At 37.7% G+C, this 25,450-nt stretch carries 21 protein-coding genes; 16 read left to right on the plus strand and 5 right to left on the minus strand.

Features of this window, described 5'->3' with window-relative positions; all coding sequences use genetic code 11:
- Nucleotides 1–4: 4 nt before the first annotated feature.
- A complete protein-coding gene (locus AC3ANV_RS05010) occupies nucleotides 5–1,099 on the plus strand; it encodes a nucleotidyltransferase family protein (protein ID WP_488312568.1) in 1,095 nt (364 codons plus the stop codon).
- Nucleotides 1,100–1,136: 37 nt separating this feature from the next.
- On the opposite strand, the gene AC3ANV_RS05015 is transcribed toward AC3ANV_RS05010, so the two are convergent.
- The 3 genes from AC3ANV_RS05015 to AC3ANV_RS05025 all read right to left on the minus strand — a co-directional run bounded on the left by AC3ANV_RS05015 (nucleotide 1,137) and on the right by AC3ANV_RS05025 (nucleotide 4,260).
- The gene (locus AC3ANV_RS05015; RefSeq protein WP_488312569.1) at nucleotides 1,137–2,003 is read right to left on the minus strand and encodes a metallophosphoesterase; all 867 of its coding nucleotides are present in this window, start codon (nucleotides 2,001–2,003) and stop codon (nucleotides 1,137–1,139) included.
- Between the two features lie 167 nt (nucleotides 2,004–2,170).
- Entirely contained in the window at nucleotides 2,171–3,475 is a 1,305-nt protein-coding gene (locus tag AC3ANV_RS05020; protein ID WP_488312570.1) for a uracil/xanthine transporter, read from the minus strand.
- An 80-nt stretch (nucleotides 3,476–3,555) separates the two neighbouring features.
- Nucleotides 3,556–4,260 (minus strand): DUF421 domain-containing protein, encoded by a 705-nt coding sequence (locus AC3ANV_RS05025; RefSeq protein ID WP_488312571.1) that lies wholly within the window; start codon nucleotides 4,258–4,260, stop codon nucleotides 3,556–3,558.
- A gap of 167 nt (nucleotides 4,261–4,427) precedes the next feature.
- Here AC3ANV_RS05025 and AC3ANV_RS05030 point away from each other — a divergent pair, with 167 nt between their 5' ends.
- The 7 genes from AC3ANV_RS05030 (at nucleotide 4,428) to AC3ANV_RS05060 (ending at nucleotide 11,625) form a co-directional block, all read left to right on the plus strand.
- Nucleotides 4,428–6,359 (plus strand): BglG family transcription antiterminator, encoded by a 1,932-nt coding sequence (locus tag AC3ANV_RS05030; protein WP_488312572.1) that lies wholly within the window; start codon nucleotides 4,428–4,430, stop codon nucleotides 6,357–6,359.
- Between the two features lie 27 nt (nucleotides 6,360–6,386).
- Nucleotides 6,387–6,695: a lactose/cellobiose PTS transporter subunit IIB gene (locus AC3ANV_RS05035; protein ID WP_488312573.1), complete on the plus strand. Its 309-nt coding sequence runs from the start codon at nucleotides 6,387–6,389 to the stop codon at nucleotides 6,693–6,695.
- A gap of 359 nt (nucleotides 6,696–7,054) precedes the next feature.
- The gene (locus AC3ANV_RS05040; protein WP_488312574.1) at nucleotides 7,055–7,360 is read left to right on the plus strand and encodes a lactose/cellobiose PTS transporter subunit IIB; all 306 of its coding nucleotides are present in this window, start codon (nucleotides 7,055–7,057) and stop codon (nucleotides 7,358–7,360) included.
- A 13-nt stretch (nucleotides 7,361–7,373) separates the two neighbouring features.
- Nucleotides 7,374–8,711 carry a PTS cellobiose transporter subunit IIC gene (gene celB / locus AC3ANV_RS05045; protein ID WP_488312575.1) on the plus strand — a complete coding sequence of 446 codons (1,338 nt, stop codon included), beginning with the start codon at nucleotides 7,374–7,376 and terminating at the stop codon, nucleotides 8,709–8,711.
- A 100-nt stretch (nucleotides 8,712–8,811) separates the two neighbouring features.
- A complete protein-coding gene (locus tag AC3ANV_RS05050; RefSeq protein WP_488312576.1) occupies nucleotides 8,812–9,141 on the plus strand; it encodes a PTS sugar transporter subunit IIA in 330 nt (109 codons plus the stop codon).
- Nucleotides 9,138–10,466, plus strand: coding sequence for a 6-phospho-beta-glucosidase (locus AC3ANV_RS05055; RefSeq protein ID WP_488312577.1), 1,329 nt, complete (start codon nucleotides 9,138–9,140; stop codon nucleotides 10,464–10,466). Before AC3ANV_RS05050 ends, AC3ANV_RS05055 begins: the two co-directional genes overlap by 4 nt.
- A 196-nt stretch (nucleotides 10,467–10,662) precedes the next feature.
- Entirely contained in the window at nucleotides 10,663–11,625 is a 963-nt protein-coding gene (locus tag AC3ANV_RS05060) for a 2-hydroxyacid dehydrogenase (protein ID WP_488312578.1), read from the plus strand.
- A gap of 58 nt (nucleotides 11,626–11,683) precedes the next feature.
- On the opposite strand, the gene AC3ANV_RS05065 is transcribed toward AC3ANV_RS05060, so the two are convergent.
- On the minus strand, nucleotides 11,684–12,745 hold the full coding sequence (locus AC3ANV_RS05065) for a lactonase family protein (protein ID WP_488312579.1): 1,062 nt from the start codon (nucleotides 12,743–12,745) through the stop codon (nucleotides 11,684–11,686).
- Between the two features lie 222 nt (nucleotides 12,746–12,967).
- On the opposite strand from AC3ANV_RS05065, the gene AC3ANV_RS05070 reads away from it, so the two are divergent.
- The 7 genes from AC3ANV_RS05070 to AC3ANV_RS05100 all read left to right on the plus strand — a co-directional run bounded on the left by AC3ANV_RS05070 (nucleotide 12,968) and on the right by AC3ANV_RS05100 (nucleotide 22,577).
- On the plus strand, nucleotides 12,968–14,782 hold the full coding sequence (locus AC3ANV_RS05070; RefSeq protein WP_488312580.1) for a sensor histidine kinase: 1,815 nt from the start codon (nucleotides 12,968–12,970) through the stop codon (nucleotides 14,780–14,782).
- Nucleotides 14,779–15,852: a response regulator transcription factor gene (locus tag AC3ANV_RS05075; protein ID WP_488312581.1), complete on the plus strand. Its 1,074-nt coding sequence runs from the start codon at nucleotides 14,779–14,781 to the stop codon at nucleotides 15,850–15,852. The genes AC3ANV_RS05070 and AC3ANV_RS05075 overlap by 4 nt, the downstream gene beginning before the upstream one ends.
- Before the next feature lie 99 nt (nucleotides 15,853–15,951).
- Nucleotides 15,952–17,232 carry an ABC transporter substrate-binding protein gene (locus AC3ANV_RS05080; protein WP_488312582.1) on the plus strand — a complete coding sequence of 427 codons (1,281 nt, stop codon included), beginning with the start codon at nucleotides 15,952–15,954 and terminating at the stop codon, nucleotides 17,230–17,232.
- Between the two features lie 131 nt (nucleotides 17,233–17,363).
- Nucleotides 17,364–18,278: a carbohydrate ABC transporter permease gene (locus AC3ANV_RS05085; protein WP_488314143.1), complete on the plus strand. Its 915-nt coding sequence runs from the start codon at nucleotides 17,364–17,366 to the stop codon at nucleotides 18,276–18,278.
- Entirely contained in the window at nucleotides 18,278–19,096 is an 819-nt protein-coding gene (locus tag AC3ANV_RS05090; RefSeq protein ID WP_488312583.1) for a carbohydrate ABC transporter permease, read from the plus strand. Before AC3ANV_RS05085 ends, AC3ANV_RS05090 begins: the two co-directional genes overlap by 1 nt.
- 114 nt (nucleotides 19,097–19,210) lie before the next feature.
- Entirely contained in the window at nucleotides 19,211–21,226 is a 2,016-nt protein-coding gene (locus AC3ANV_RS05095; protein ID WP_488312584.1) for a beta-galactosidase, read from the plus strand.
- A gap of 22 nt (nucleotides 21,227–21,248) precedes the next feature.
- Nucleotides 21,249–22,577, plus strand: a complete 1,329-nt coding sequence (locus AC3ANV_RS05100) for a glycoside hydrolase family 30 protein (RefSeq protein ID WP_488312585.1) — start codon at nucleotides 21,249–21,251, stop codon at nucleotides 22,575–22,577.
- 56 nt (nucleotides 22,578–22,633) lie between these two features.
- On the opposite strand, the gene AC3ANV_RS05105 is transcribed toward AC3ANV_RS05100, so the two are convergent.
- Nucleotides 22,634–23,794 carry an ROK family protein gene (locus tag AC3ANV_RS05105; protein ID WP_488312586.1) on the minus strand — a complete coding sequence of 387 codons (1,161 nt, stop codon included), beginning with the start codon at nucleotides 23,792–23,794 and terminating at the stop codon, nucleotides 22,634–22,636.
- Between the two features lie 228 nt (nucleotides 23,795–24,022).
- Between AC3ANV_RS05105 and xylA the strand changes: the two genes are divergently transcribed.
- Entirely contained in the window at nucleotides 24,023–25,354 is a 1,332-nt protein-coding gene (gene xylA / locus AC3ANV_RS05110; RefSeq protein ID WP_488312587.1) for a xylose isomerase, read from the plus strand.
- Nucleotides 25,355–25,450: the final 96 nt, after the last annotated feature.

Here is a 25,450-nt window from a genome sequence, read left to right on the forward strand (position 1 = left end):
TTTTATGAGTATGGAGTTAGTCAAAGCCATCTACAATCAACAGTCACCGTTGCTGTATGATGAAAATTTCTATCATCACTCTCTTCAAGATATTGAAAATGATGGAATCTCCTCTCAGATTTATTTTTTATTAAAGCAGCTGGGAAGAATAGACCAAACTCCGGTATTTTTTCAAATACGGCTAAAAGACAACTATGATAAAGGATTATATCAAAACCTTTTGATTAAAAACCAGTTGGAGTTAATCGTAAGAAGTTTTGAGGATCAAGGAATCGATGTCATCCCCATTAAAGGAGTTTATTTTGCAGAAAAATATTTCGGACATATTGGGGCAAGGGCGACATCGGATATTGATTTATTAATCAGACATCACGATTTAAGTAAGGCGATTGATGCTGTGAAATTATTAGGGTTTACAGTAGATGGAGAAGAGATTCCCGGCCATTTTCATAGTAGCTTTTGCAAGGAAATGCCAAATTGTCCCATTTCTTTAGTCGTGGAACTACACTGGAACCTTGTTAAAGAAAATACAGCAAATTTTCAGATTGAGGATCTTTGGAACCAATCGACTTCCATTGGTTCATCCACACATATTAAGGAACTATCGCCAAACCATACCTTCTATATGATTTGTCTTCATGGTTGGCGGCATAACCTAGATTCATTAAAATATTTTTTGGACATCATTCAAGTTATTTATAAATTTAGGGATGAGCTCGACTTTGAGCAAATTTTTAAATTGGCTAAATCCCACCAAACCTACAAAAGAATGATGAGGACTTTATCCATTCTTTATCAGCAATTTCCTGAATTAGATTATATGAAAAAATTTCCGAATAAAAGGAGAAAAACCCTTTGGAGATACCGTCCAGCTAAAGGAATTAAGCAATATGCTGATTTTATCGATTATCAATTTTTCAGTTATGATTCGTTAAAACATAGTTTGATTGAGCTCCATAGTTGGTTCTGGCCTTCAAGACATGAGCTATATTCAGAAATGGGGAGGATGGATCAACAAACTCAATCCTTCTTAAGAATGTATTTTTCTTTGTATAAAAAGAGAGTGACCAGTATGATAAAAGCTTTATTACCTCATTAAAAAAGCCATCTGCCGCAAACAGATGGTTTAATCTTTTTTAGCTCAAATGAAACACCGTAATCTCCGGCCTGCAAAAAAAGCGAATAGCAATGTTAGTTGTCCCAATTCCACGATTCACATACAATGGCATTTTACTATCCCCAACCTGATAGAATCCATCATTATAGTTAGTCGCTAAGGGCTGTCTTATGATTGGTCCGTAAAAAGGTAAACGTACCTGTCCCCCATGGGAGTGCCCTGAAAACTGTGCACTAATCGGGAACTTACTGCTTTCATCTGCGATATCGGGTTCGTGTGCAAGCAACAACACACAATCATTGTCCGATCGGCCTTCGACTGCTTTTCCGATATTTGGAGAACCATACATAACATCATCTATTCCTGCAATATAAAGACGTTGTTGGTTAACCTCAATAAAATCATGGTTATTTACTAACACCTTAAATTGCGAGTCCTGTAATACCTGAATGACTTGATCCTTTGTATAGAAATCATGGTTACCGATCACCACCCATTTTCCTCCGCGAGGTGTCTTCAGCTCTGTGAGCAATGGAATAGCCAGTTCCGGTTCCCTATTTCCGATCTGGATGAGATCACCGGTAAAGAAAATAATATCCGGGCTTATGTTATTAATCATATTTACAACGGGTTGAAAATCCTCAATTCCATAGTGAAAGCCTAAATGGATATCACTAATCTGGACGATTTTCCAACCTGCAAATGCTTTTGGAAGATTTTTCACTTTCAGTTGAACTTCCTTAATTTGATACCAGAATCGTTCTATCTTGAAAGAGTAGGTACCCATAACCATACTTGTTGCCAGTAAGCCTAAAGACATTTTTCCCGCTTTTTTTAAAAAAGTTCGACGATTAATCGGGATCCTTTCCGTTTGTGATTCAGTCATACGTACACCATACCTCTTTCATTTAATGCTGATCATTGTTCATTTTTAAGAACATTATAAATGATGTAAATAGAATACTCAATCTTAAGGAAATTTCAATAAGCCTATTCCTTCATACCATTCCATTAAAAAAGCCACCTGTCGGCTTGACAGATGGCATAAAAACATTAATGTGTAGGTTCGCCCAATTCCCCAAACGCATCCCATTTGACGCTCATCTCCAAAATGATGGAGAGAATCAATCCCATGATTAATCCATTGCTAATTAAAGGCTGAATTAACACGGGAAAGCTCGAAAAGACAACTGGAGAGAGGTTCATTAATGAAACCCCAAACAAAAGGGGCATGGCAAAGCGAAAGATTGTTTTGGAATTAAATTGTTGGGACTTCATACTTTTCATGGCTGTGCCAAACAATTGCATGTAGGCGACAAAAAGGACAGCATTTCCAACTGTGACAGGAAGGGTCGTAAAAAATGATACTAATGGACCGACTAACCCCATTACTGCAAACAATAGACCGCCGATGATAAGTGGTTTCCGATCAAGAATTCTCGTGCTTTCCAGTAATCCGAGCGAAGAGGCGTACGGACAATTTGGAACCAGCCCGAAAACGATCGATACCATCGATAATAATCCTGTAATAATAAATGAACGTTTATAATTCTTGTTTGAAATCGAGTAGCCGTAAAGAGGTTCTGCTGCTTTTACAGCTGAAATATTATTGGTTAGGTTCAGCAGTCCGGTGATAAAAGCAGTTAAAACGATGCCGATTTCTAAATTTGGTTTTCCCCACGGAAATAAGGTAAATGTGAATCCTCCGGCAGTTGAAACTTGTTGGTTCGTGCCGAAAATGATTGAGTAAAAAATCCAGCCGACAATAATCCCGATTAAGACTGCAAAATTGCTAATCATCCCTTTCCCTTTAATACTAATCACACTCGTAATAATAACGAGAGCGAGCGAAAAGAGGCTGACAGGTAAATCCAATGAACCATCAGAAGTGACTTGCAGCATTCCTTTAAAGAAAATAAGGATGAGTTCAATGGAAAGAAGGAATAAGTAAACCGACATGACCATGGGCGTAAATAGTTTTTGCAGTAGTGGAATGAGATTGAAGTAACCAATTAAAACGGTGATGGTCCCTGCTAATATCATCCCTGTTGCCAAAGCCCCTCCCACTCTCGTAAAGGCCATCCCGGAAGAAGCTGCTGCTGAGCATAGGCTTAAGATTAACCCCCACCAAAGCCCCGAGTGTCCTTCCATTAACGAAAAGCGATGACCAATCAATCCTTGAAGTGCACATGCGATCCCAATGAAAATAAAAGATGTCCTTAATGTTACCGCAATAACTGCCGGTGACAAGTGAAAGGCTGTCCCGACAGATAGGGGCACAACCAATGTATTGGCAAAAATAAAAAACAGCCATTGCAAGGAAGCAAAAATTGTAGTAGAAGTATTTAATTTTGACATAAAACGAATCCCTTCTTTTACCGATTATAATTCCACAAAGTATTACTTTACTTGAACGGTCAAGAAAAATGAAGGATTTTTTATTTATAAAGGAATACTTGAATTTTGTCTTTGGTATCGATCGTTGCCAGTAAAACATTTTGTACTTCTGTTTGATGAAGGTTTTTCAAACTGTTCCTTAACCAACCTTCTTCTTTATTGATTTCCTTCAAAACCTGATAATTAATCTTGCCGTCTAAAATAATTGTTTTCGGCAGGTCAAATGGTTCTGTTTGCATTTGATAGGTTGCCGGGGTTATCGGCTGATATTGAGGATCTAAAAAAATAGAAATTTTCCCGTCAGATTCCCATAAGGCTAATGCAACTTTTTTTACATCCTCCACTTTTTCCTTCCGTAATTCAGCCAATAAATCTTCAATTGAAATTCTGGCCTTTTTAAGTCCTTGATAACTGATTTCTCCTTTACTAATCAGTGGAAAGGCCACAGAATCAACGACCTTTCTAAAACCCACCCACTTTAGGCTTAAGAAAACACCGCCCATATACAAAGCCACCAGTACAATGGTGGAAATGATCGAACCCTTCATTCCAATTGTTTGGTCAGACAGAGGGTGAGCGATGATGTTTCCCAACATGAGGGCGATCACAAAGTCAAGTAACCTTAATTGAGAAATAGCACGCTGGCCCATGACTTTTGCTAAAATGAGCAGAATGAAATAGGCGATTACCGTTCTTAAAACCCACTCCATGGTCGTTAATGCTTCCTGTCCCCGAAAAAAATCCAATGAAGACACATCCTTTTAACCTAAATCAACTACTTCTTAGTATTGTCTCGAATGATTTGTTTTTACGCTTTATTGAACAAAGATTTATCTAATAATTGCCTGTATGTTAAAATAAATAGATTATAAGCAGAAAATTTTAAAACTCCTTCCGGGAAGCGAGGTAGGCTATGTTAAATACTCGAATAACTGCTATTTTACGAGAATTAATGAAAGCGGAATCACCCGTAACCAGTGAGTATTTGGCAAAGGTTCTTGACGTGACGTCGAGGACTGTCAGAACGGATATAAAGGACTTAGAAACCGTTGTTTCTGATTTTGGGGGTACCATAAAATCTATAAGGGGAACAGGGTACGAGCTTGAAATTCACAATGACCAACTTTTTCTACAACTTTTACATGAGGTCACCAATAAGGATAAAGAGGGATTCGAAGAGATACCTACATTACCCGAAGAACGTGTCAGTTATATTGTGAAGCGTCTTTTACTTGCGGAAGCTTATATTAAGCTGGAAGATATGGCCGATGAGATGTTTATAAGTAAATCAACCTTACAAAATGACTTGCGTGAAGCGAAAAAAATCCTTTATTCATATGGAATCAAGCTGGATAAACGGCCAAATTTCGGGCTGAAATGTAATGGGGATGAATTTAAACTGCGCTTGTGTATGGCTGATCATCTATTTAACCAATCCGAACACGTTTTAGATATGGAACAAACAATTGTTCATGTATTTTCAAAAGAAGATATTGCTGTGATTCGAAAAATTATCTTAGAACAGATAAAGATACATGAAATTAGTCTATCCGATATTGGATTAAATAATCTTATCATTCATATCGCCATTGCTTTTAAAAGAATTCAAAATGAAAAATATGTTAACCTGTTTCCCAATGAATTAATGGATATAAAAAGTCAAAAACAATATAATGTTGCTGAAGAAATTGTATGGAATCTTGAAAAGAGTTTCGGTATTTCATTTCCGGAATCTGAGATTGCCTATATCACCATCCACCTTCTTGGTACAAAGATGATTACGCAGCTTCACCTAAATGATAGAGAAATTCAAGGGATTTTTGATCATTCGTTAAACGAAATAGTCGAAAAGATTTTAGATAGGATTGATCATGAGCTTGGCTTGCATATAAAGGAAGATAAAGAGCTTCAAATTGCGATGAATTTACACTTAAAACCGGCCATTCATCGCTTTCGGTATGGGATTAATTTACCCAATCCATTACTGGATGATATCAAATCCAATTACCCCATTGCATTTCAAGCCGCGATTATTGCCGGAACCGTTCTAAAACGTGAAATGGATATTGAGATAAATGAAAATGAAATTGGCTACTTGGCCCTTCATATTGGTGCAGCAATTGAAAATATGAAAATAGGAAGTCAACCAAAAAGATGTATCATTGTTTGTGCTTCCGGGGTAGGAAGTGCTCGGTTATTGGCTTCAAAGCTAAAATCGAAATTCGGAGCAAAGCTCGAGATTGTCGGGACAACCGAATATTATAAATTGAATCAAATTCCGATGCATTCGATCGATTTGCTTATTAGCACGATTCCCGTTACTGCAAAATTACCTGTACCTAATATTCAAGTTAACACCATCCTTGGCTGGAAGGATTTTGAGAAAATCGAAAATGTTTTAGTAGAACATTCGGATGAAAAACGAAAATATACGAGAAAAGAACTCGTATTTCTGCAAAAGGATTTTAATACAAGGGAAGAAGTATTGTATTTTTTAGGAAAACAGTTGGAATCGATGGGATTTGTAAAAGAGAACTTTTTAACTGCGGTTTTTGAAAGAGAAGCCCTTTCGCCTACAAGCTACGGTAATTTCGTTGCGATTCCTCATCCGGTAACACCGCAAACAGAATCTACCTTTTGGTCAATATGTACACTTAAGAAACCGATTGATTGGGGCGGAAAAAGGGTTCAATTCGTTTGTTTATTGAACGTTGAGAAAAATAGTACAAACGATTTACAAAACATGTATGATTTGTTAATTAAAATAATTGATAACAGTCATGTGGTGCAGCAACTCATCAAATGTAAAACCTACAAGGAATTTGAAATGATTTTCTTTAAATGATCGGAGAACACCGCAGGGGGAGTAACAATGAATATTTTATTATGCTGTTCTGTAGGTATGTCAACGAGTTTATTAGTTTCAAGAATGAAAAAAAGTGCTCAGGAACTAGGTATTGAATGCCGAATTTGGGCAATCCCTATAGAAACAGTTGCAAAACAAATCGATCAGGCAGATGTTTTATTGATAGGGCCCCATGTGCGATATATGTATCCTGAATTTAAAAAGTTAGGTAATGAAAAAGGCATTCCCGTTGAAGTAATCAATACGGTCCACTACGGGACTTTTAATGGTCAAGAAGTATTGAAATTTGCACAACAATTATACATAGAAAAGTAAAAAGCAGGATGAGTAAAGGGCTCATCCTGCTTTTTCTTTTATTTTACACATTTAAAAACTTACTGCATACCGGATTATCAATTTTAATACTATTTCCATGTTAAATTTTTAGTTTATTCTGAACAATTATTTCCGTTGAGTAACGGAAAAAGGATGTATGTAAATGTAAGCGCTTTTACAATAGAATGAAACTATCAAGAGAGGATAATAAAAAAAACAGCTGAGAGAGTTAAAAAGAGAACGTTTTCTAACGAGCAGTGCAGGTGTAATGAAATCATTTTTATCCTATTAAAAAACACTGAAACTCTTCTCTTGAAACGATCCAATTATATGAAAAGAATACTGAGGAGGAATTAGAAATGAACATTTTATTATGCTGTGCAGCGGGTATGTCTACAAGTCTATTAGTAACAAAAATGGAAAAAGCAGCAGCTGAACAAGGGCTTGAATGCAAAATTTGGGCAGAGGGTGCCGAAGCGGTAAAAAATCATATCGGCCATGCCGATGTGTTATTACTTGGGCCGCAGGTTCGCTATTTGTTGCCGCAAATGAAAAAGTTAGGTGAAGAAAAGAACATCCCGGTTGATTCTATTAATCCGGTTCACTACGGAATGTGTAACGGTCCTGAAGTTCTAAAACATGCTCTAAATTTAATTAACCAATAAGGAGTGGGATGGTATGAACAAATTTATGACCGTTTTAGAAAACAATTTTATGCCTTTGGCCGGTAAGCTAGCAGCTCAAAGACATTTACAGGCACTCCGTGATGGTATCATTCTCGCAATGCCGATGATTATTATCGGATCGATCTTCTTGATTTTAGGGTTCCTGCCCATCCCGGGTTACTCTGATTTTATGGCTAAAACCTTCGGTGCCCAGTGGCTAAGCAAATTAATGTACCCGGTTGATGCAACATTCAATATGATGGGGCTTATCGCAGCCTTCGGTATCGCTTATCGTTTGGCAGAAAAGTATAAACTTGATGCCTTAACAGCTGGTGTTATCTCACTTTGTGCCTTCCTACTGGCAACACCGTTCCATGTTCCTTTTACACCGGAAGGGGCAAAAACAGCAGTTGATGTTGGCGGCGCAATTCCTGTTGCGTTAATGGGAAGTAAAGGTTTATTCGTAGCCATGCTTTTGGCAATGTTCTCTACAGAAGTATACAATTTTATTGTAAAGAAAAATATCGTCATCAAAATGCCGGATGGCGTTCCGCCGGCTGTAGCAAAATCCTTCGTCGCCTTAATTCCCGGTTTAGTTGTTGTAACAATTGTTTGGTTACTCCGTTTAGCCGTTGAAAACACACATTTTGGCAGCATCCATAGTATTATTGGCGATTTGCTTGCAGGTCCGCTAGGTGCATTAGGCGGCAGTTTATTTGGAACCATCATCGCAGTCTTTCTTATGCAGCTACTTTGGTCAGCAGGCCTTCATGGTGCCAACATTGTTGGCAGTGTTATGAGCCCAATCTGGCTGGGAGCTACCGGGGATAATATGGAAGCGTTTAAGGCCGGTCACCCGGTACCTCATATTTTTACACAACAATTTATCGATGTTTTCGTTAACATGGGGGGTTCCGGGGCAACCTTCGGCCTTGTCATCATCATGTTAATTTGGGCTAGAAGCATGCAAATGAAACAGTTAGGAAGACTTGCATTAGCTCCCGGTATCTTTATGATTAACGAGCCGATTTCGTTCGGCATGCCGATCGTTATGAACGCATTAATGATCGTGCCCTTTTTCATAGCACCAATTGTAAACGTTATCACAACATATATTGGAATGGATTTAGGCCTTGTAGCCAAACCGGCAGGTATTGCGATCCCGTGGACAACTCCTCCGATTATCGGTGGATATTTAGCTACTGGCGGTCATATATCTGGATCCATTATCCAGTTATTTAATATCGTTCTTGATTTCTTTATCTACCTGCCATTCTTCAAAATGTGGGATAAACAGAAATTCGTCGAAGAAGGCGGAACTCAAAGCTCATTAGGTAAAAAAGCAGTTTAATCAGAAGCATCCAATTGATTAGCATTGAAAGGATGACTCATTCTCATGGGGACAGATCATTAGGAGGCATCCTTTATGGAAAACAACAGGAGGGAATTTTATGGAAAACTTAGAAGGGATTATTTTTCAAATCATTTTACACGGCGGAAATGGAAAAAGTTCTGCAATGGAAGCTATTGCAGCTGCTAAGCAGGGGAATTTTACTGAAGCAAGTGCAAAATTACAAGAAGCCGGCAATGCATTAAATGAGGCACACCATATTCAAACCTCTTTGATTCAGGATGAAATAAGGGGAGAGAAAACAGAGCTCTCACTATTAATGATTCACGCTCAAGATCACTTAATGAATGCAGTCACACTAAAAGATTTAGCTACAGAATTTGTTGACTTATATGAAACTTTAAAAATCTCAGGAGGCGTTAGAGCATGACTAAAGGAATTAAAATTGTAACCATTGGCGGAGGATCCAGTTACACTCCCGAACTTGTAGAAGGTTTTATTAAAAGATACGATGAGCTCCCTATTCGAGAGCTTTGGTTAGTGGATATTCCTGTTGGAGAAGAAAAGCTAAAGATTGTAGGTTCATTGGCTAAACGGATGGTGGAAAAGGCCGGTCTTCCGATTGAGGTTCATCTCACACTTGATCGCCGTGAAGCATTAAAAGATGCTGACTTTGTAACCACACAATTTCGAGTAGGATTATTAGATGCCAGAGCAAAAGATGAGTGCATCCCGCTTAAGTATAATGTAATAGGTCAAGAGACAAACGGACCGGGCGGCTTATTCAAAGGTCTTAGGACAATTCCGGTTATTTTGGATATCTGTAAAGACATGGAGGAATTATGTCCTGACGCATGGCTCGTTAACTTTACGAATCCTGCAGGTATGGTAACAGAAGCAGTATTACGTTACAGCAACCTTAAAAAGGTGGTTGGATTATGTAACGTGCCTGTAGGGATCAGAATGGGGATTGCCAAAGCGCTTGATGTTTCACCGGATCGTGTCCAGGTTGATTTTGCAGGCCTCAATCATATGGTTTTTGGTTTGAACGTTTACTTAGATGGAGTTAGTGTCCTTGAGCAGGTCATTGAAAAAATGGCTGATCCTGAAAATGCGTTATCGATGAAAAACATTGCTGCTCTTGGCTGGGAACCGGATTTCCTTCGCGGTCTAGGGGTGATTCCTTGTGGATACCATCGTTACTATTACAAAACAAGTGAAATGCTAGAGGAAGAATTAGAAGCAGCTAATACAGTTGGCACACGTGCTGAAGTCGTAAAACAAGTCGAAAAAGAATTGTTTGAGCTTTACAAAGACCCTGAGCTTGCTATTAAACCGCCACAGCTTGAAAAGCGCGGCGGTGCATACTACAGCGATGCAGCCTGTAATCTAATTAATTCAATCTACAACGACAAGCGTGATATACAGCCTGTTAACACAAGAAACAATGGCGCAATTGCCGGCATCCCGGATGAATCTGCAGTTGAAGTTAATAGTATTATTACAAAAGAAGGTCCTAAGCCCGTTTCTGTTGGCGATCTCCCGGTTGCTGTTAGAGGGCTGGTACAGCAAATTAAATCATTTGAACGAGTAGCGGCAGAAGCAGCGGTAACAGGTGATTATAATACAGCACTCCTTGCAATGACAATAAATCCTCTTGTTCCTTCTGACAAGGTTGCCAAACAAATTTTGGATGAAATGCTTAAAGCACATAAAGAATATTTGCCGCAATTTTTTCAAAAAGTAGAGGCTTGAAAAGCTTAATCAATCATTGCTAAACGAAAAAAACCCTCACAAGGAGAAATCATTCGCCTGTGGGGGTTTTTTTCTTCTATTTGGATTTTTTTATGTATAATTGAAATTATTACTTTTATAATACCGATGTGTTAAACACGATCCTAGATTAGTAGTGAGGAAAAACAATTAGCCTATTTAAAGGAGAGAGCTCGAATTGAAACCAAAAGTATATATTACGAGAAGACTTCCTGATGAAATTATTGCAAAAATGAAAAAAGAATGTGAGATCCGGATATGGGATGAAACGGACATACCTGTACCACGTGAAGTATTAGAAAAAGAAATTGCGGATGTGGAGGGACTTTTCTGTTTAATAACGGAAACAGTGGACATGGAGTTGCTGGAGAAGGCACCACAGCTAAAAGTAGTCAGTAATATGGCTGTTGGGTATAACAATATTGATATTAAAGCGGCTAAAGAAAAGGGAGTTACTGTAACCAATACACCGGGCGTTTTAACAGAAACAACGGCGGATTTGACCTTCGCGCTTTTGATGGCTACAGCACGGAGATTGGTCGAATCCTCGGATTATTTAAGAAGCGGGAACTGGAAAACCTGGTCCCCGATGCAATTGACAGGACAAGACATTTACGGTGCGACGCTAGGAATTATTGGAATGGGGAGAATAGGTGCTGCCTTAGCTAAAAGAGCAAAAGGCTTTGATATGAATGTTCTTTACCATAGCCGCAGCCGTAAGCTCTCATTAGAAGAAGACTTGAACATGAAATTTGCCGAACTTGATTCATTATTAAAGGAATCTGACTTTGTTTGTATCATGACGCCCTCCACTTCGGAAACAATAAATCTTATTGGTGCACGGGAATTATCCTTAATGAAAAAAACAGCCATTCTTATCAATACTGCACGCGGCGGAATCGTGAATGAGGACGACCTATATTGTGCCTTAAAAAACAGGGAAATATGGGCAGCCGGCCTTGATGTTTTTGAACAAGAACCTATTTCTCTTGATCATCCGTTACTCTCTCTTCCTAATGTCGTAACCGTTCCGCATATTGGCAGTGCGAGTATCAATACTAGAATGAAAATGGCGGATTTAGCTGCGGAAAACTTGCTTTTAGCACTTAGAAATCAGATTCCGAAGTATGTAGTAGAATAAATAAAATTAAAAAAGACAGCTGAGCACAAACTTCGCTCTTCTGTCTTTTTAATTTTATTTAATAATTTAAAAACTTCACACAAACCGGATAAGGCACCATAATATCCGATTGCAGAAGGGTAAGTCTGCCTGAATCCGGATCCCTTTTATATAACACAAGATTGCCGGATTCTTGATTGGATCCAACGAGGAATTTCTCTGTTGGATCTAATTGAAAGTCTCTAGGCCAATCTCCCTCAGATGAAGTACGTTCGACAAAAGTAAGCTCTCCTGTTTCCAAGTCCGTACTAAATACCGCAATACTGTTATGTCCGCGGTTTCCGGCATAGACAAAACGCCCATCAGAGGAAATGTGAATCGCACTGCCTTGATTATTTTCAGTAAAATCCTCAGGAAGCGTTGAAATATACTGCCTTTCTGAAAAATGGCCATTTTCAGTGTGATAGGTTAACACAATCACTTCGGAACTAAACTCTGTCATGACGTAAGCTAATTTTCCATTCGGATGAAAAACAAGATGTCTCGGGCCGCTTCCGCCCTTCAGGGGCAATCGGCTTACTTCCGTTAATTCTGCTTCATTTCCTACCTCATAAGTGATTAGACAATCTGTTCCTAATTCAACAACTGCAAGAAATTTTTCATCCGGAGTCAAACCGGCATAATGTGTATGCGGTTTTTCTTGCCTTGGATCAGGTCCTGATCCCTCATGCTTGATGACAGAAGTTGGAGGAGCAATTGAACCGGATTCAGTGTTAAGCAAGTAAGATTCCACAGAACCTTTATGGTAATTCGCACTGAACAAAAACTGGCGTTTACTATCTAAACTAACATGACATGGCGAAGAACCGGATAACAGCTGGGTATTAATTGGTGTAATTTCCGATGATGAATCATCGATCGAAAACGCAGCCACACCGCCTTCTTCTCCTTTTTTTACTACAGAATAAAGGTAACGATTGTCTTTACTAATGTTTAAGTATGTAGGATTTTCTAACTCTGCGGCTACTTCGACATTTGTTATTTTGCCTTCCTGTGCATCCAGCGTAAACGAGTAAATCCCTTTGCTTTCGCCTTTCGTATACGTCCCAATATAACCTTTAAACTTCGTATTCATTGTCATAATAATGCTCCTTGGGAAAATTTTGTTTCTTTTATTTTATCATAATTCCATCGGATTATTTATTTTCATGCTTTAGTCGTTTAGCAGATAAATGAACTAGAAAGATTTTCTAAATTCTGATGGTGTATCTTAATTTCCACTTCCATTTATTGTTTTTTGACAAATCGCAATTTTAAAACTTATATATTAATAAAGAAACTTTTTGAAAAGGAAAGAAAAATTATGGCGAAATTAAACGGAGCACTAAATAAATGTCTATTTCATTTGCAGCAAAAACTTTCTCGTAAAATAGCAAGCAGTATTCGCTACAAACTAATGGTTCTGATGCTTACTGTCATGATTTTGCCATTACTATTATTAATCGTATTTTCGATCAATGTTTCGCAAAGTAATTATGAAAAAGAATTAGTGAATTCAAATGATTCAAGAATCATCCTGGCCGGTAAATATCTTGATGAAAAATTAAAAGAAAGTGACAAAGTATTGTTTGCCAGTTTAATTGATGAAAAGTTAGTTCCAAGTATTAGTCAAATCAATGATGAAAATATCCCTTTGGACTTTAGTACCTTGGACTATATCCAGGATAAATTATCGACCATTTACTATGGAAATGAACATGTCGATGCTGTTTCGATTTTTGCTAAAGAAAGTAAAAAAATCTATTCCCTAAAAGATGGCGATTTTAAAGTATCGAAACTATCTTCACAAAATGGGGCAAGTTGGAATCATTTGCTGAGTAGTCCTAATTATCGCTTTGAAAGTGGTCCACATAAACAAGATTTTTCGCTAACAAGAAATATTAATAGATTTGAGGATCGAAAAATAGTTGGTGGAATATCGATTGATATTAATTGGAATATAGTCGACAGTGTCATTGAAATGTTGAAATCAGAACGGGAAAGTTCTGTCTATGTGCTGGATAGTAAAGGGCATATTCTTTACAATCCAAATCAAATAAAAAAAACCTCTGTTGATTTTCAAAAACTGATCAAACCAATTAATGAAAGTAAGGAAAGTGAATCCCATCTTAAAATGAACAACGGATATCTTTTTTTTAAGAAAGCCTTTAATAATAAAGTAGCCATTGTAAAAGTTGTCCCGGAAAAATTGCTCCTGAATGGCGTTACGAAAACGTTGATATTTGGCATCATTATTAGTGGTTTATCAATCCTTCTTACTGTTATTTTATCCATCGTTGTTTCCCTTAGGACCACAAAGCCAATTATTCAATTAGTAGATGCGATGCAAGAAGTTGAAGGGGAAAACTTTGATATAAAGATTAAAACAATGCGGGAAGATGAGATTGGGTTACTGGAAAAAAGATTTTTATTAATGGTTTATCGAATTAAAGAGTTAATAGATAAAGAGTATAAAAGTGAAATTGCCACGAAGGAGGCTCTGTTTAAGGCATTGCAAGCACAGATCAATCCTCATTTTTTATACAACACGCTTCAGTTGGTTGGCGGAATGGCAGTGGCCGATAATGCCGATAAGATTTATTCCATTATAAGTGCCCTAAGTGATATGTTTCGCTATATAACGGGAAAGCAAGGAGACATGGTTTTGATTGACCATGAAATCGAGCATATCAAGAACTACCTCTATATACAAAACCTGCGTTTTGAAGGAAAAGTAAAAACTGACATATTTATCGAAGAAGGTACGGAAGCGTATTCAATCCCTATGTTAACGATTCAGCCTTTAGTAGAGAATGCTTTTAACCATGGATTTGAACAGAAAATGGGGTTATGGATACTATCCATTGAGGTCCAAAAAGTGTTTGAAGATATAGAAATAACAATTACAGATAACGGAGTCGGGATATCGAAAGAGATAGTAGAAGATCTTAGGGAGCACATAAAAAGTACGACCAATCCTTTGAATACGAAAGGAAGCATCGGAATTAAAAACGTTGCGGCAAGGATCCGCTTGTATTTCGGTAATGATTACGGTCTTGATATTTCAAGTGAAGTTGGTAAAGGGACACAAATAGTGATTAGAATTCCCGCTCGGATTACATTGGAGGATATAAAATGATCAAGATATTAATCGTAGATGATGAAAAATGGACAAGAGAAACGATTAAACAATTTGGAAAATGGGAGGAATATGGTATCGAGGTAATCGAGGAAGCTGCAGATGGACAAGAGGGGTTGAGGTTAATTGAACAAATGTCCCCGGATATTGTCATCACTGATATGAAAATGCCGGGTGTTGACGGCATGGAGTTACTTCGAATTGTAGCAGAACGCTTCCCGCAGATTAAGCTAATTGTAGCCAGCGGCTATGACGATTTTAACTATATGCGTCAGGCAATCTTGTCGAAGGCTAATGAATATTTACTGAAGCCAATCAATGCAGTGGAATTAAATCTTGCTTTAGAAAAATGTACGCAGGAGATCATACATCAGTTAAGGTCTCATTCTATAAGGCCTTTTTCTTTTTTAAGTAAAGATATCACCACCTTGATTATGGAATATAAAAAAACAATTGCTTCCTTTTTGGATGAGTTAAATACTGAGGGCTTTGAAAACGCCATGCAGCGCTTTTTCAATGAATTAAAAAAAGTAGATCGGATTGACAGCAATGTCCTTACTAAGATTGAACATGAATTTATTCTTTTATTAGAAGAGCAAATGATAAAAAATGATTGTAATGTTTCAGATGTGTTTGAAAAAAATGAGGATTTGCTTAATGAAAGCGGCCTATCACTTGATTCAATCTTGAAGAAACAACAGGGTTTAGGAAAACGTTATATTGAATTTATGCTCAATTTAAAAAAACGGAAAAGTAGAGTAAATCTGGAGGAAATAAGGGAATATATAGACCGGAATTTTGCGGATTCACATATCTCTTTGGAATCATTAGCAAATAAGTTCTTCGTTAGTAAGGAATATTTAAGCAAAGCATTCAAAAGTATGTATGGATGTAATATCACAGAATATATCGTTAGCCGTCGCATGGATCAGGCAAAACAATTACTTGAAGATAATCAGCTGCAAATAAAGAGTATTGCCACAATGGTTGGCTATGAAGATATTTCTTATTTCTACCGCGTATTTAAAAAGTATTTTAAAATTTCTCCCGGTGAAATGAGGCAAAGCTAAAAAAGTCCAAATGTAAGCGCTAATATTTTCAATTTTCCGATAGGGAAGAAATGATTAATATAAAAGTATGATTTAACTATTAATCAGGGGGTCATTAAAATGAAGAAAGCGATTTCATCCTTACTTATCATGATTCTGGCAATTGGGTTGTTAGCAGGCTGTAATTCTAACGACACTGCATCCGGTCAAAGTTCGGCAAAGGAAGGAAAAAAAGTTGATTTAAAAGTTTTCATTGGACAACCACGATTTAAACAGCAATACGAAACCTATTTTGATCAGTTTGTTAAAAAAGAGAAGCAGGACAAGAATATTGATGTCAATATCAAATTAGAGCTGCCAAATGTAAACCAGGCATCACAGCTATTAAAAACCAGACTTGCATCAGGTGATAGCCCGGACATTTTTAGTCTTCACGCAGTTAATGATATCCCTTTATTTAATAAAGCGGGGTATCTGGAAGATTTATCAAAAGAACCATTTGTGACTAAATTATATGACACGGTTAAACCCGCTGTAACCACAACAGATGGAAAGGTTGTAGCAGTTCCTTTAGAGACTATTCAATGGGGATATTTATACAACAAGAAGATTTTCAATGACTTAGGTCTAAAAATCCCGCAGACGATTTCAGAAATGAAACAAACGATTACTGTTTTAAAACAACATCAAATCACGCCATTTTTGTTAACGTATAAAGATGCATACATCCCGCAATTATTTCTGCCTCTGACAGTAGGCGGAGATTTAAAAACGGATGCGCCTGATTTTATTAAGAATATGAATGCGGGAAAAGGTTCTTTTAAAGAAATAAAAGACATGTTTACGATCATGGATTTAGCGAACGCAAACGGTACTAGCCGAGCCTTTGAGAACGGACAAGATCAAGGAGCATCCGATTTTGCAAATGGTAAGGCAGCAATGTGGATACAAGGACCATGGATGGCAGATTCCATTCTTAGTGCAAATAAAAACTTTCAATTTGGGGTTGCTCCACTGCCTATAAACGATAATCCGAAAGCGACGTTGTTAAATCTTAGTACATCAACATCACTTGCCGTATCTAAAATGAGCAAAAATAAAGCGGTAGCCAAGGATTTAATCAATTATATTTTGGATGATAAAGATTCTAGTGCATTTTATAAAAGTCTTGGATTTAATCCTGTTTCCAAAGTTCATACGTTTGAACCGTTCCCGTGGTTAAAAGATTCATCTGAATATGTATCACAAGGAAGGGCCTACCAGGATCCGGCCATTCCATCTGCGGTTAAAGACGAGTCGCAAAAACTATTCCAGAGTTATCTTGCCGGTGATGCATCTAAAGGTGATGTAATCAAAGGTTTGGATCGTGCATGGGATCAATTTAATAAAAATAATAAGTAAATAGATAACTATCAGCCAACGATAAAGGCAGCTTTACAGCTGTCTTTATCATTATCCAAAACAATATGTCAGTGAGGTGTGGGGTAATGTCACAGTTAGGTAAACAGAGCAGTGAAATGATAATCGAACAAATGCAGCCGAAAATAAGGTCTAAAGGTGCATTAAGTTTGAAAAAACAAAAAGGTGCATTTAGCTTGGTTTTATTCGTTCTACCGGCGTTTCTATTTTACTTTGTATTTTTATTGATTCCGACGGTTGGGGCAGGATTTTACAGCTTTACAGATTGGAATGCTCTATCCCAAACTTTTCATTTTGTAGGTTTTAGTAATTATATTGAAGCATTTAGAGATGACCCTGATTTTCGTCATTCCTTTTTCTTTACTTTGAAATATACGGCGTTCATGTTTGTCTTTCAGAACGCGGTTGCATTGCTTCTAGCCTTATTCATTGAAACCAGGGTTAGAACAAAAGGTTTTTTTCGAACCATCTTCTTTATGCCTAATATGTTAAGTTTGATCATTAGTGCCTTAATGTTTTCTTTTATTTTTACAAATGTACTTCCTGAACTATCGAAACAAGCCATTTTTCACTTTCTTGATCAACCATGGATCGGTAATGCGAATGTTTCCTTCTACTCGATTCTAATCGTGTCATTATGGCATGGGATTGGCTATATGATGGTCATTTATATGGCAGCACTCCAAGGTGTTCCGTCACACCTTAAAGAGGCAGCTTTGATTGACGGAGCGAATCCTTTTCAAAGACTTATTCATGTGACGATACCTATGATTATGCATGCTATTACGATTTGTGCGTTCTTAACATTGAATGGGGCCTTTAAAGTATTTGATGTTGTTTATGCGCTTACTTCAGGCGGACCGGGAAGATCGACAGAGGTTATGGCACTTAATATTTATGAAGAAGCCTTTTCGAATAATTTTAGATATGGCTATGCCAATGCAAAAGCAATGATTCTTTTTCTAATTGTTTTAGTGATTACATTGATTCAAGTGAAAGTGTTGAAAAAGAAAGAGGTGGAAGCATAATGAAAAAGATGTATGGGGTTGCAACTACACTAATTCTGGCAATTTTTGCCGCGATTTCGTTTTTCCCCATTTATATGGCTGTGATTAATTCCTTTAAAACACAAGGGGAAATTTTTAAATCGGTTTTGAAGCTGCCTACTAAATTGCATTTTGAAAACTATCAAGGGGTATTTGAACAGTTAAATTTATTCCATAGCGCATGGAATACCGTGATTGTTACGGTTATCGGATTAGCAGGAATTGTTTTGTGCGGATCATTGGCAGGATATAAATTGGCTAGAACTCCGGGTAAATTAAGCAATTTTATTTTCACGTTATTCCTGGCATCGATGCTTGTGCCTTTTCACTCCATTATGATTACCTTGACCAAAGTATCGAAAGGTCTGCATGTTCAGGGGTCCATATATGGTTTAGGGTTAATTTATATAGGTCTCGGGGTTAACATGGCGATCTTTCTATACCATGGCTTTGTAAAATCAATACCAAAAGAGCTTGAGGAAGCAGCCAAAATCGATGGTTGTAATGATTTTCAGATATTTACGAAAATCATTTTTCCTCTCTTGAAACCGATTACTGCTACCATCTTAATTTTAGATATTTTATGGTTATGGAATGACTTCTTATTGCCATTGATTATGCTGACAGATGTAAATAATTACACTTTAATGCTGTCGGTTAACATGTTATTTGGAGAATACAACAGTGATTGGCCAAAAATTCTTTCCGGGCTTATCATAACTGCCCTTCCTGTAGTTGTTTTTTATGCGATTTTCCAAAAATACATTCTGAAGGGAATTGCAGAAGGCGCTATTAAATAATTAGGTTGTGTTAAAGGCCATTGTTGATTTTGTAACTATGTTGATTGGAGCGCAAATCTAACACAACTAATAATTAAAAAAACAGTATGTAAAGAACAGGGAGGGGTTTACCTGATGAAACAATTGTTATACGGGGTCGCGTATTATGATGAATACATGCCCTGCGATAGATTAGAAAAAGATATCCAGATGATGAAGGATGCCGGGATTAATGTTGTTCGCATTGCCGAATCAACATGGAGTACACATGAGCCGCAAAACGGAATCTTCGATTTTACATCCGTAGATCGGGTACTTGATGCTATGCATAATGCCGATATCAAAGTCATTGTTGGAACTCCTACCTATGCAGTTCCAACTTGGATGGTGAAAGAACATCCTGAAGTGTTGGCTGAAACGCCAAAGGGGCCGGGAAAGTATGGTGCCCGTCAGATTATGGACATCACGAATCCTACCTACCTTTTTTATGCTGAAAGAATCATACGAAAATTGATCGCCCATGTAAAAGACCACCCTGCGGTGATTGGATACCAAACCGATAATGAAACAAAACACTACAACACTGCAGGTCCAAACGTACAACTGTTATTCGTTAAATATATGAAAGAAAAGTTTAAAACACTTGAAAAGATAAATAAGAACTTCGGGTTGGATTATTGGAGTAACAGGATAAATAGTTGGGAGGACTTTCCTTCAGTTGTCGGAACCATTAATGGCAGCCTTGGCTCAGAGTTTTCTAGATTTCAGCGTAAGCTCGTAACTGATTTCCTTAGCTGGCAAGTATCCATCGTCAATGAATATAAGCGATCTGATCAGTTTGTAACACAAAACTTTGACTTTGAATGGAGAGGGTATTCCTACGGCATCCAGCCGAATGTCGATCATTTTGAAGCATCAAGGGCTTTTGATGTTACAGGAGTGGATATTTATCATCCTACACAAGATGAACTTACAGGGATTGAAATATCATTTGGAGGAGACGTTGCTAGATCCACTAAGGGAAAAAATTATCTAGTGATAGAAACAGAGGCTCAGGCTTTCACGAACTGGACTCCATACCCGGGTCAATTGAGATTGCAGGCATTTAGTCATCTTGCTTCCGGGGCTAATATGGTAGCTTACTGGCATTGGCATTCCATCCATAATTCGTTTGAAACCTATTGGAAAGGATTATTAAGCCATGATTTCGAACCGAATCCCGTGTTCAATGAAGCAAAAACAATTGGAAGGGATTTCAACAGGCTATCTCCAAAACTAGTTAATCTTAAGAAAAACAACAAAGTGGCCATTCTGGTAAGTAATGAATCGTTAACGGCTATTGAATGGTTTAAATTTAATTTTTCCGGTTCGAAAAACTACAATGATATTGTTCGAATGATGTATGACGAGCTTTACAAAATGAATATTGAATGCGATTTTGTGCATACGTCCAGTGAAAATCTCGAAGACTATACGCTGTTAATCGTTCCGGCATTATATACTGCTTCTGATCTTCTATTAGAACGATTAAATGAATTTGTCAAAAATGGCGGGCATATTGTTTACACCTTTAAGAGTGGTTTTACGGATGAAAATGTAAAGGTAAGAACTACTCACCAGCCGGGGATCATTAATGAGGCTTGCGGCATTTATTACAATATGTTTGTTGAGCCGAAAAATGTTTCGTTAAAAAACGATCCCTTTCAGGTGGGCAATGACAATAATACAGTTGAAACATGGATGGAGCTGATTACTCCAACAACGGCAGAGGTTCTGGCTTATTATGACCACCCTCATTGGGGGAAATATGCGGCTGTCACTGAGAACCGCTACGGCAAAGGTGCTGCAACATACATTGGTTGCATACCGAGCGCAGCCATCATGAAAAAGGTACTGGAACATGCGGTAAAAAAAGCTGCTCTATGGGAAGCAGATCAGGAGCTTGCCTTTCCATTAATAGTTAAGTCGGGAATCAATCAAGAAGGAAAGAATCTGCGTTATTACTTTAATTATTCTGAGAACCCTAATTCCTTTACATATCCTCATAATGGGGGAAGGGAATTGTTAACTGAAAGAACAGTGGAAATGGGACAAACATTGGAAATAGAGCCCTGGGGAGTTCTTATAATAGAGGAATTAAGTACTTTTTAAAATAAGTTTGGAGGATACGAATATGAGAAGTAAGTCTATTCAATGGTTTTCCACAGAAAAGCAAAATGCTTGGACCAAGAAAGAAGTGTTCCAAACAGAATCCGGTTCTCCCAATTTAACCTTGACAGAGCAGAATCAACGGATTATAGAAGGTTTTGGCGGCTGCTTTAATGAGCTTGGAATAACAGCTATTCAACACCTGACAGAAGATGACAGAAATAAAGTTTATGATGCCTTGTTTGATCCTAATGGAGAGTGTAAATTCAATATTTGCAGACTTCCAATCGGGGCGAGCGACTATGCCTTGGAGTGGTATAGTCATAATGAAGTAGATTCAGACTATCATATGGAATATTTCAATATTGACCGGGATCGCATCTATTTAATTCCCTATATTAAAGAAGCGTTGAAACGTAATCCTGAAATGAAATTATTTGCTTCGCCATGGAGTCCGCCTACATGGATGAAGTTTCCTAAAGCATATAACCATGGAACACTACGGTTCGAGAAGGAAGTCTTAGAAGCGTATGCCTTATACTTTGTAAAGTTTGTGGAGGCCTATAAACAAGAGGGGATTACGATTGACCAAATACATGTGCAAAATGAAGTGGTTGCTGACCAGAAATTCCCTTCCTGTGTTTGGACCGGTGAGCAGCTTCGCGAATTTATAAGCGATTATTTAGGTCCGGTCTTTGAAAAACATGGGCTGGACACGGAAATATGGTTAGGTACCATCAATGGAATTGTCGAGCAATTATTTCAAAAATCAGCTTCAGATTATGATCAACTCGCTAATACAGTGCTAAGCGACCCTGAGGCATATAAATACATTAAGGGTGTCGGTTACCAATGGGCAGGTAAGTATGCAATCCAACAAACGGTACAAAGCTATCCGGAACTTCGTTATATGCAGACAGAAAATGAATGCGGTGACGGAAAAAACACCTGGGAATATGCTCAATACGTCTATAATTTGTTCCGGCATTACTTTGTAAATGGGGCAAATTCATATGTCTATTGGAATATGGTATTGGAGCCGTTTGGACGAAGTACATGGGGCTGGGAACAAAATTCGATGATTACCGTAGATCCTGAAACAAAAGAAGTGATATATAATCCGGAGTTTTATGTTATGAAACATTTTTCACATTTTGTTACACCCGGTGCTGTTAGAATTGAAACAGTAGGGCCATGGACCGGAAATACGGTTGCGTTTAAAAATCCTGACGGATCGAAGGTGGTTGTCATTGCAAATCCGTTTAAAGATCAGCGTGAACTTTGTCTGGAAGCAGATAACGAAAAATATCAATTTACCTTAGAACCGGATTCCTTCAATACATTTGTTTTGTAAAAAGTAATGACAACCCCACCATTATTTAAATATAAGGTGGGGTTGTTTAATGAAAATTAAGGATTTTTTATTTCGTCTTTGATAAAATTCTCCACTGCGAAAGCAGAAGCGCCTAATGCGGCTGAATAAATCGAAAGCTTTGAAAAGAGAAGCTGTAAATCACTTTGGTGTAATGACAAGGTATGGGTTTCGATGGTTTTGCGAATCGGTTGTTCTAACCATTTTTTAGCCATTGCTAAACGATTCCCAATCATGACCTGCTCGGGATTAAAGGTATTAATAATATTGTTAATTCCATAGCCAAGATAGGTGCCGATTTGTTCAAAAAGCTTCAAGGTGTTTTCATCCTTTTCTTCCGCTAATTGAATTAAGGATTCGAGGGTTGTATCCTTGTTGTTCGCAAGCTTTAGCAATGCGAGCTCTGAAGCGTATGCTTCCCAGCAGCCTTTACTTCCACAGCTGCACTGCTTGCCATCCACATCAATAATCATGTGACCCATTTCTCCTGAGAAACCACTTTTACCGCGATATAAATCTCCATTTAAAATGATTCCAACACCGATTCCGATTCCGGCACTGATATAAATGATATTTTGTAAATATTGACCTGTACCGAATTGTTTTTCGCCATAAGCGCCTGCATTTGCTTCGTTTTCAATGCACACCGGGACGTTAAATTCATCCTCAATCTCTTTTTTTAAGGTAATATTCTTCCAGCCTAAATTTGGAGCGAGCAGTACGACTCCTTCTTTATCTACAATTCCGGGAACGCCAATTCCAATTCCAATAATGCCGTACCGATTGTCCGGCATTTCAGCCGTGATAGTACGAATCATCTTTTTTACCTGTTCGATCACAACAGAAAAAGAGGAATCTAGTATTGGTTGTTTTTTTTCAATCAGAATTGCACCTCTTAAATCGGTTAAAACACTTAAAATATAGTTAACCCCAATATCGATTCCAATCGAAAAACCTGCACCTTTATTGAAATGAAGCAGGACAGGACGGCGTCCGCCGCTTGATTCACCAGGGCCGGATTCATAGGTCAGTTCTTCCTCTAACAACTCATTTACTAAAGAAGAAACGGTTGCCTTATTTAAACCGGTTACCTGGGCAATATCAGCACGGGATAGTGGCTCTTGTTCGATAATCATTTGTAAAACGAGTGATTTGTTATTTTTTTTGACGACTTGTTGATTCCAAGTAATTGGCGGCACTTATAAAACTCCTTACGTAAATTGGTACGTTTATTTTAGCACAAACTTAGTTTATTGAATAGACAAACTAAGTGAATAATGATAAAATCAATTTAAAGATTCAAACAACGAGAAAATGCATATAGCATTAAAATGCGCAGACTTTCTCTTTTTAGTCTGAATATAAAAAATTAAATGTAAGCGGTATCAGTATTTATTATTATTCTTATATTATAGGAGGAAACTAGAATGGCTTATTTCGAAAATGTAAAGAAAATTCAATTTGAAGGTGCAGCATCAAAAAATCCATTAGCATTTAAATACTATAACGCCGAGGAAAAGGTTAATGGAAAAACGATGGAGGAATTATTACGTTTCTCCGTAGCGTACTGGCATACGTTTAATGCAGATGGTACCGATCCTTTCGGCGTTGGAACAGCTATCCGCCCTTGGAACCACTTAACAGGACTTGATTTAGCAAAAGCACGTGTAGAAGCTGCCTTTGAACTTTTTGAAAAATTAAACGTTCCTTTCTTCGCTTTCCATGATGTTGACATCGCTCCAGAGGGTCGTACATTAAAAGAAACCAATGAAAACCAAGATGTCATTGTCGGGATGATTAAAGAATATATGAAAACAAGCAAAACAAAATTGCTTTGGAACACAGCTAATATGTTCTCCAATCCAAGATATGTTCATGGTGCCGCAACTTCTTGTAATGCTGATGTTTTTGCTTATTCTGCTGCAAAAGTGAAAAAAGCCTTGGAAGTAGCAAAAGAACTTGGCGCAGAAAACTATGTATTCTGGGGCGGCCGTGAAGGCTATGAAACCCTTTTAAACACAGATATGAAGCTTGAACAAGACAATTTAGCCCGCTTCTTCCATATGGCTGTAGAATATGCGAAAGAAATTGGCCTTAATGTTCCGTTCTTAATCGAGCCAAAGCCAAAAGAGCCAACGAAGCATCAATATGATTTTGATGTGGCTACAGGCCTGGCATTCCTACAAAAATATGATTTAACTGATTACTTTAAATTTAATATTGAAGCAAACCATGCCACTCTTGCCGGACATACGTTTGAACATGAGCTACGAACAGCACGTATTAATGGAATGCTTGGCTCTGTTGATGCGAACCAAGGTGATACGCTGCTGGGATGGGATACAGATGAATTCCCAACTGACTTGTATTCTAATACATTAGCAATGTATGAAATTTTGAAAAATGGCGGGTTAGGTAAAGGCGGTCTTAACTTCGACGCAAAGGTAAGAAGGGGATCGTTTGAGCCGGAAGATCTTTTCCATGCACATATTGCCGGAATGGATGCTTTTGCCATTGGTCTAAAAGTTGCGAACAGACTGATTGAAGATAAAGTGTTAGATCGCTTTATTGAAGAACGCTACAGCAGCTACACGAAAGGAATTGGCTTAGATATCGTGGAAGGAAAAACGAACTTTCGTGAATTAGAAGCCTATGCATTAGAGTTAACTGAAATTAAAAACCAATCAGGCAGAACAGAACGCTTAAAAGCATTGATCAATCAGTATTTACTTGAAACACTTTCAAGCGTATCTGTTTAATTAAATAAATAGAATCATTAAAAATGTGCCGGATGTTAGTGTCTGGCACGTTTTTATAGAAGGCTATGTTAAAGCTCATTGTTGATTTAGCTCAAT

The sequence above is a fragment of the Neobacillus sp. DFD-2R genome (assembly GCF_057747865.1).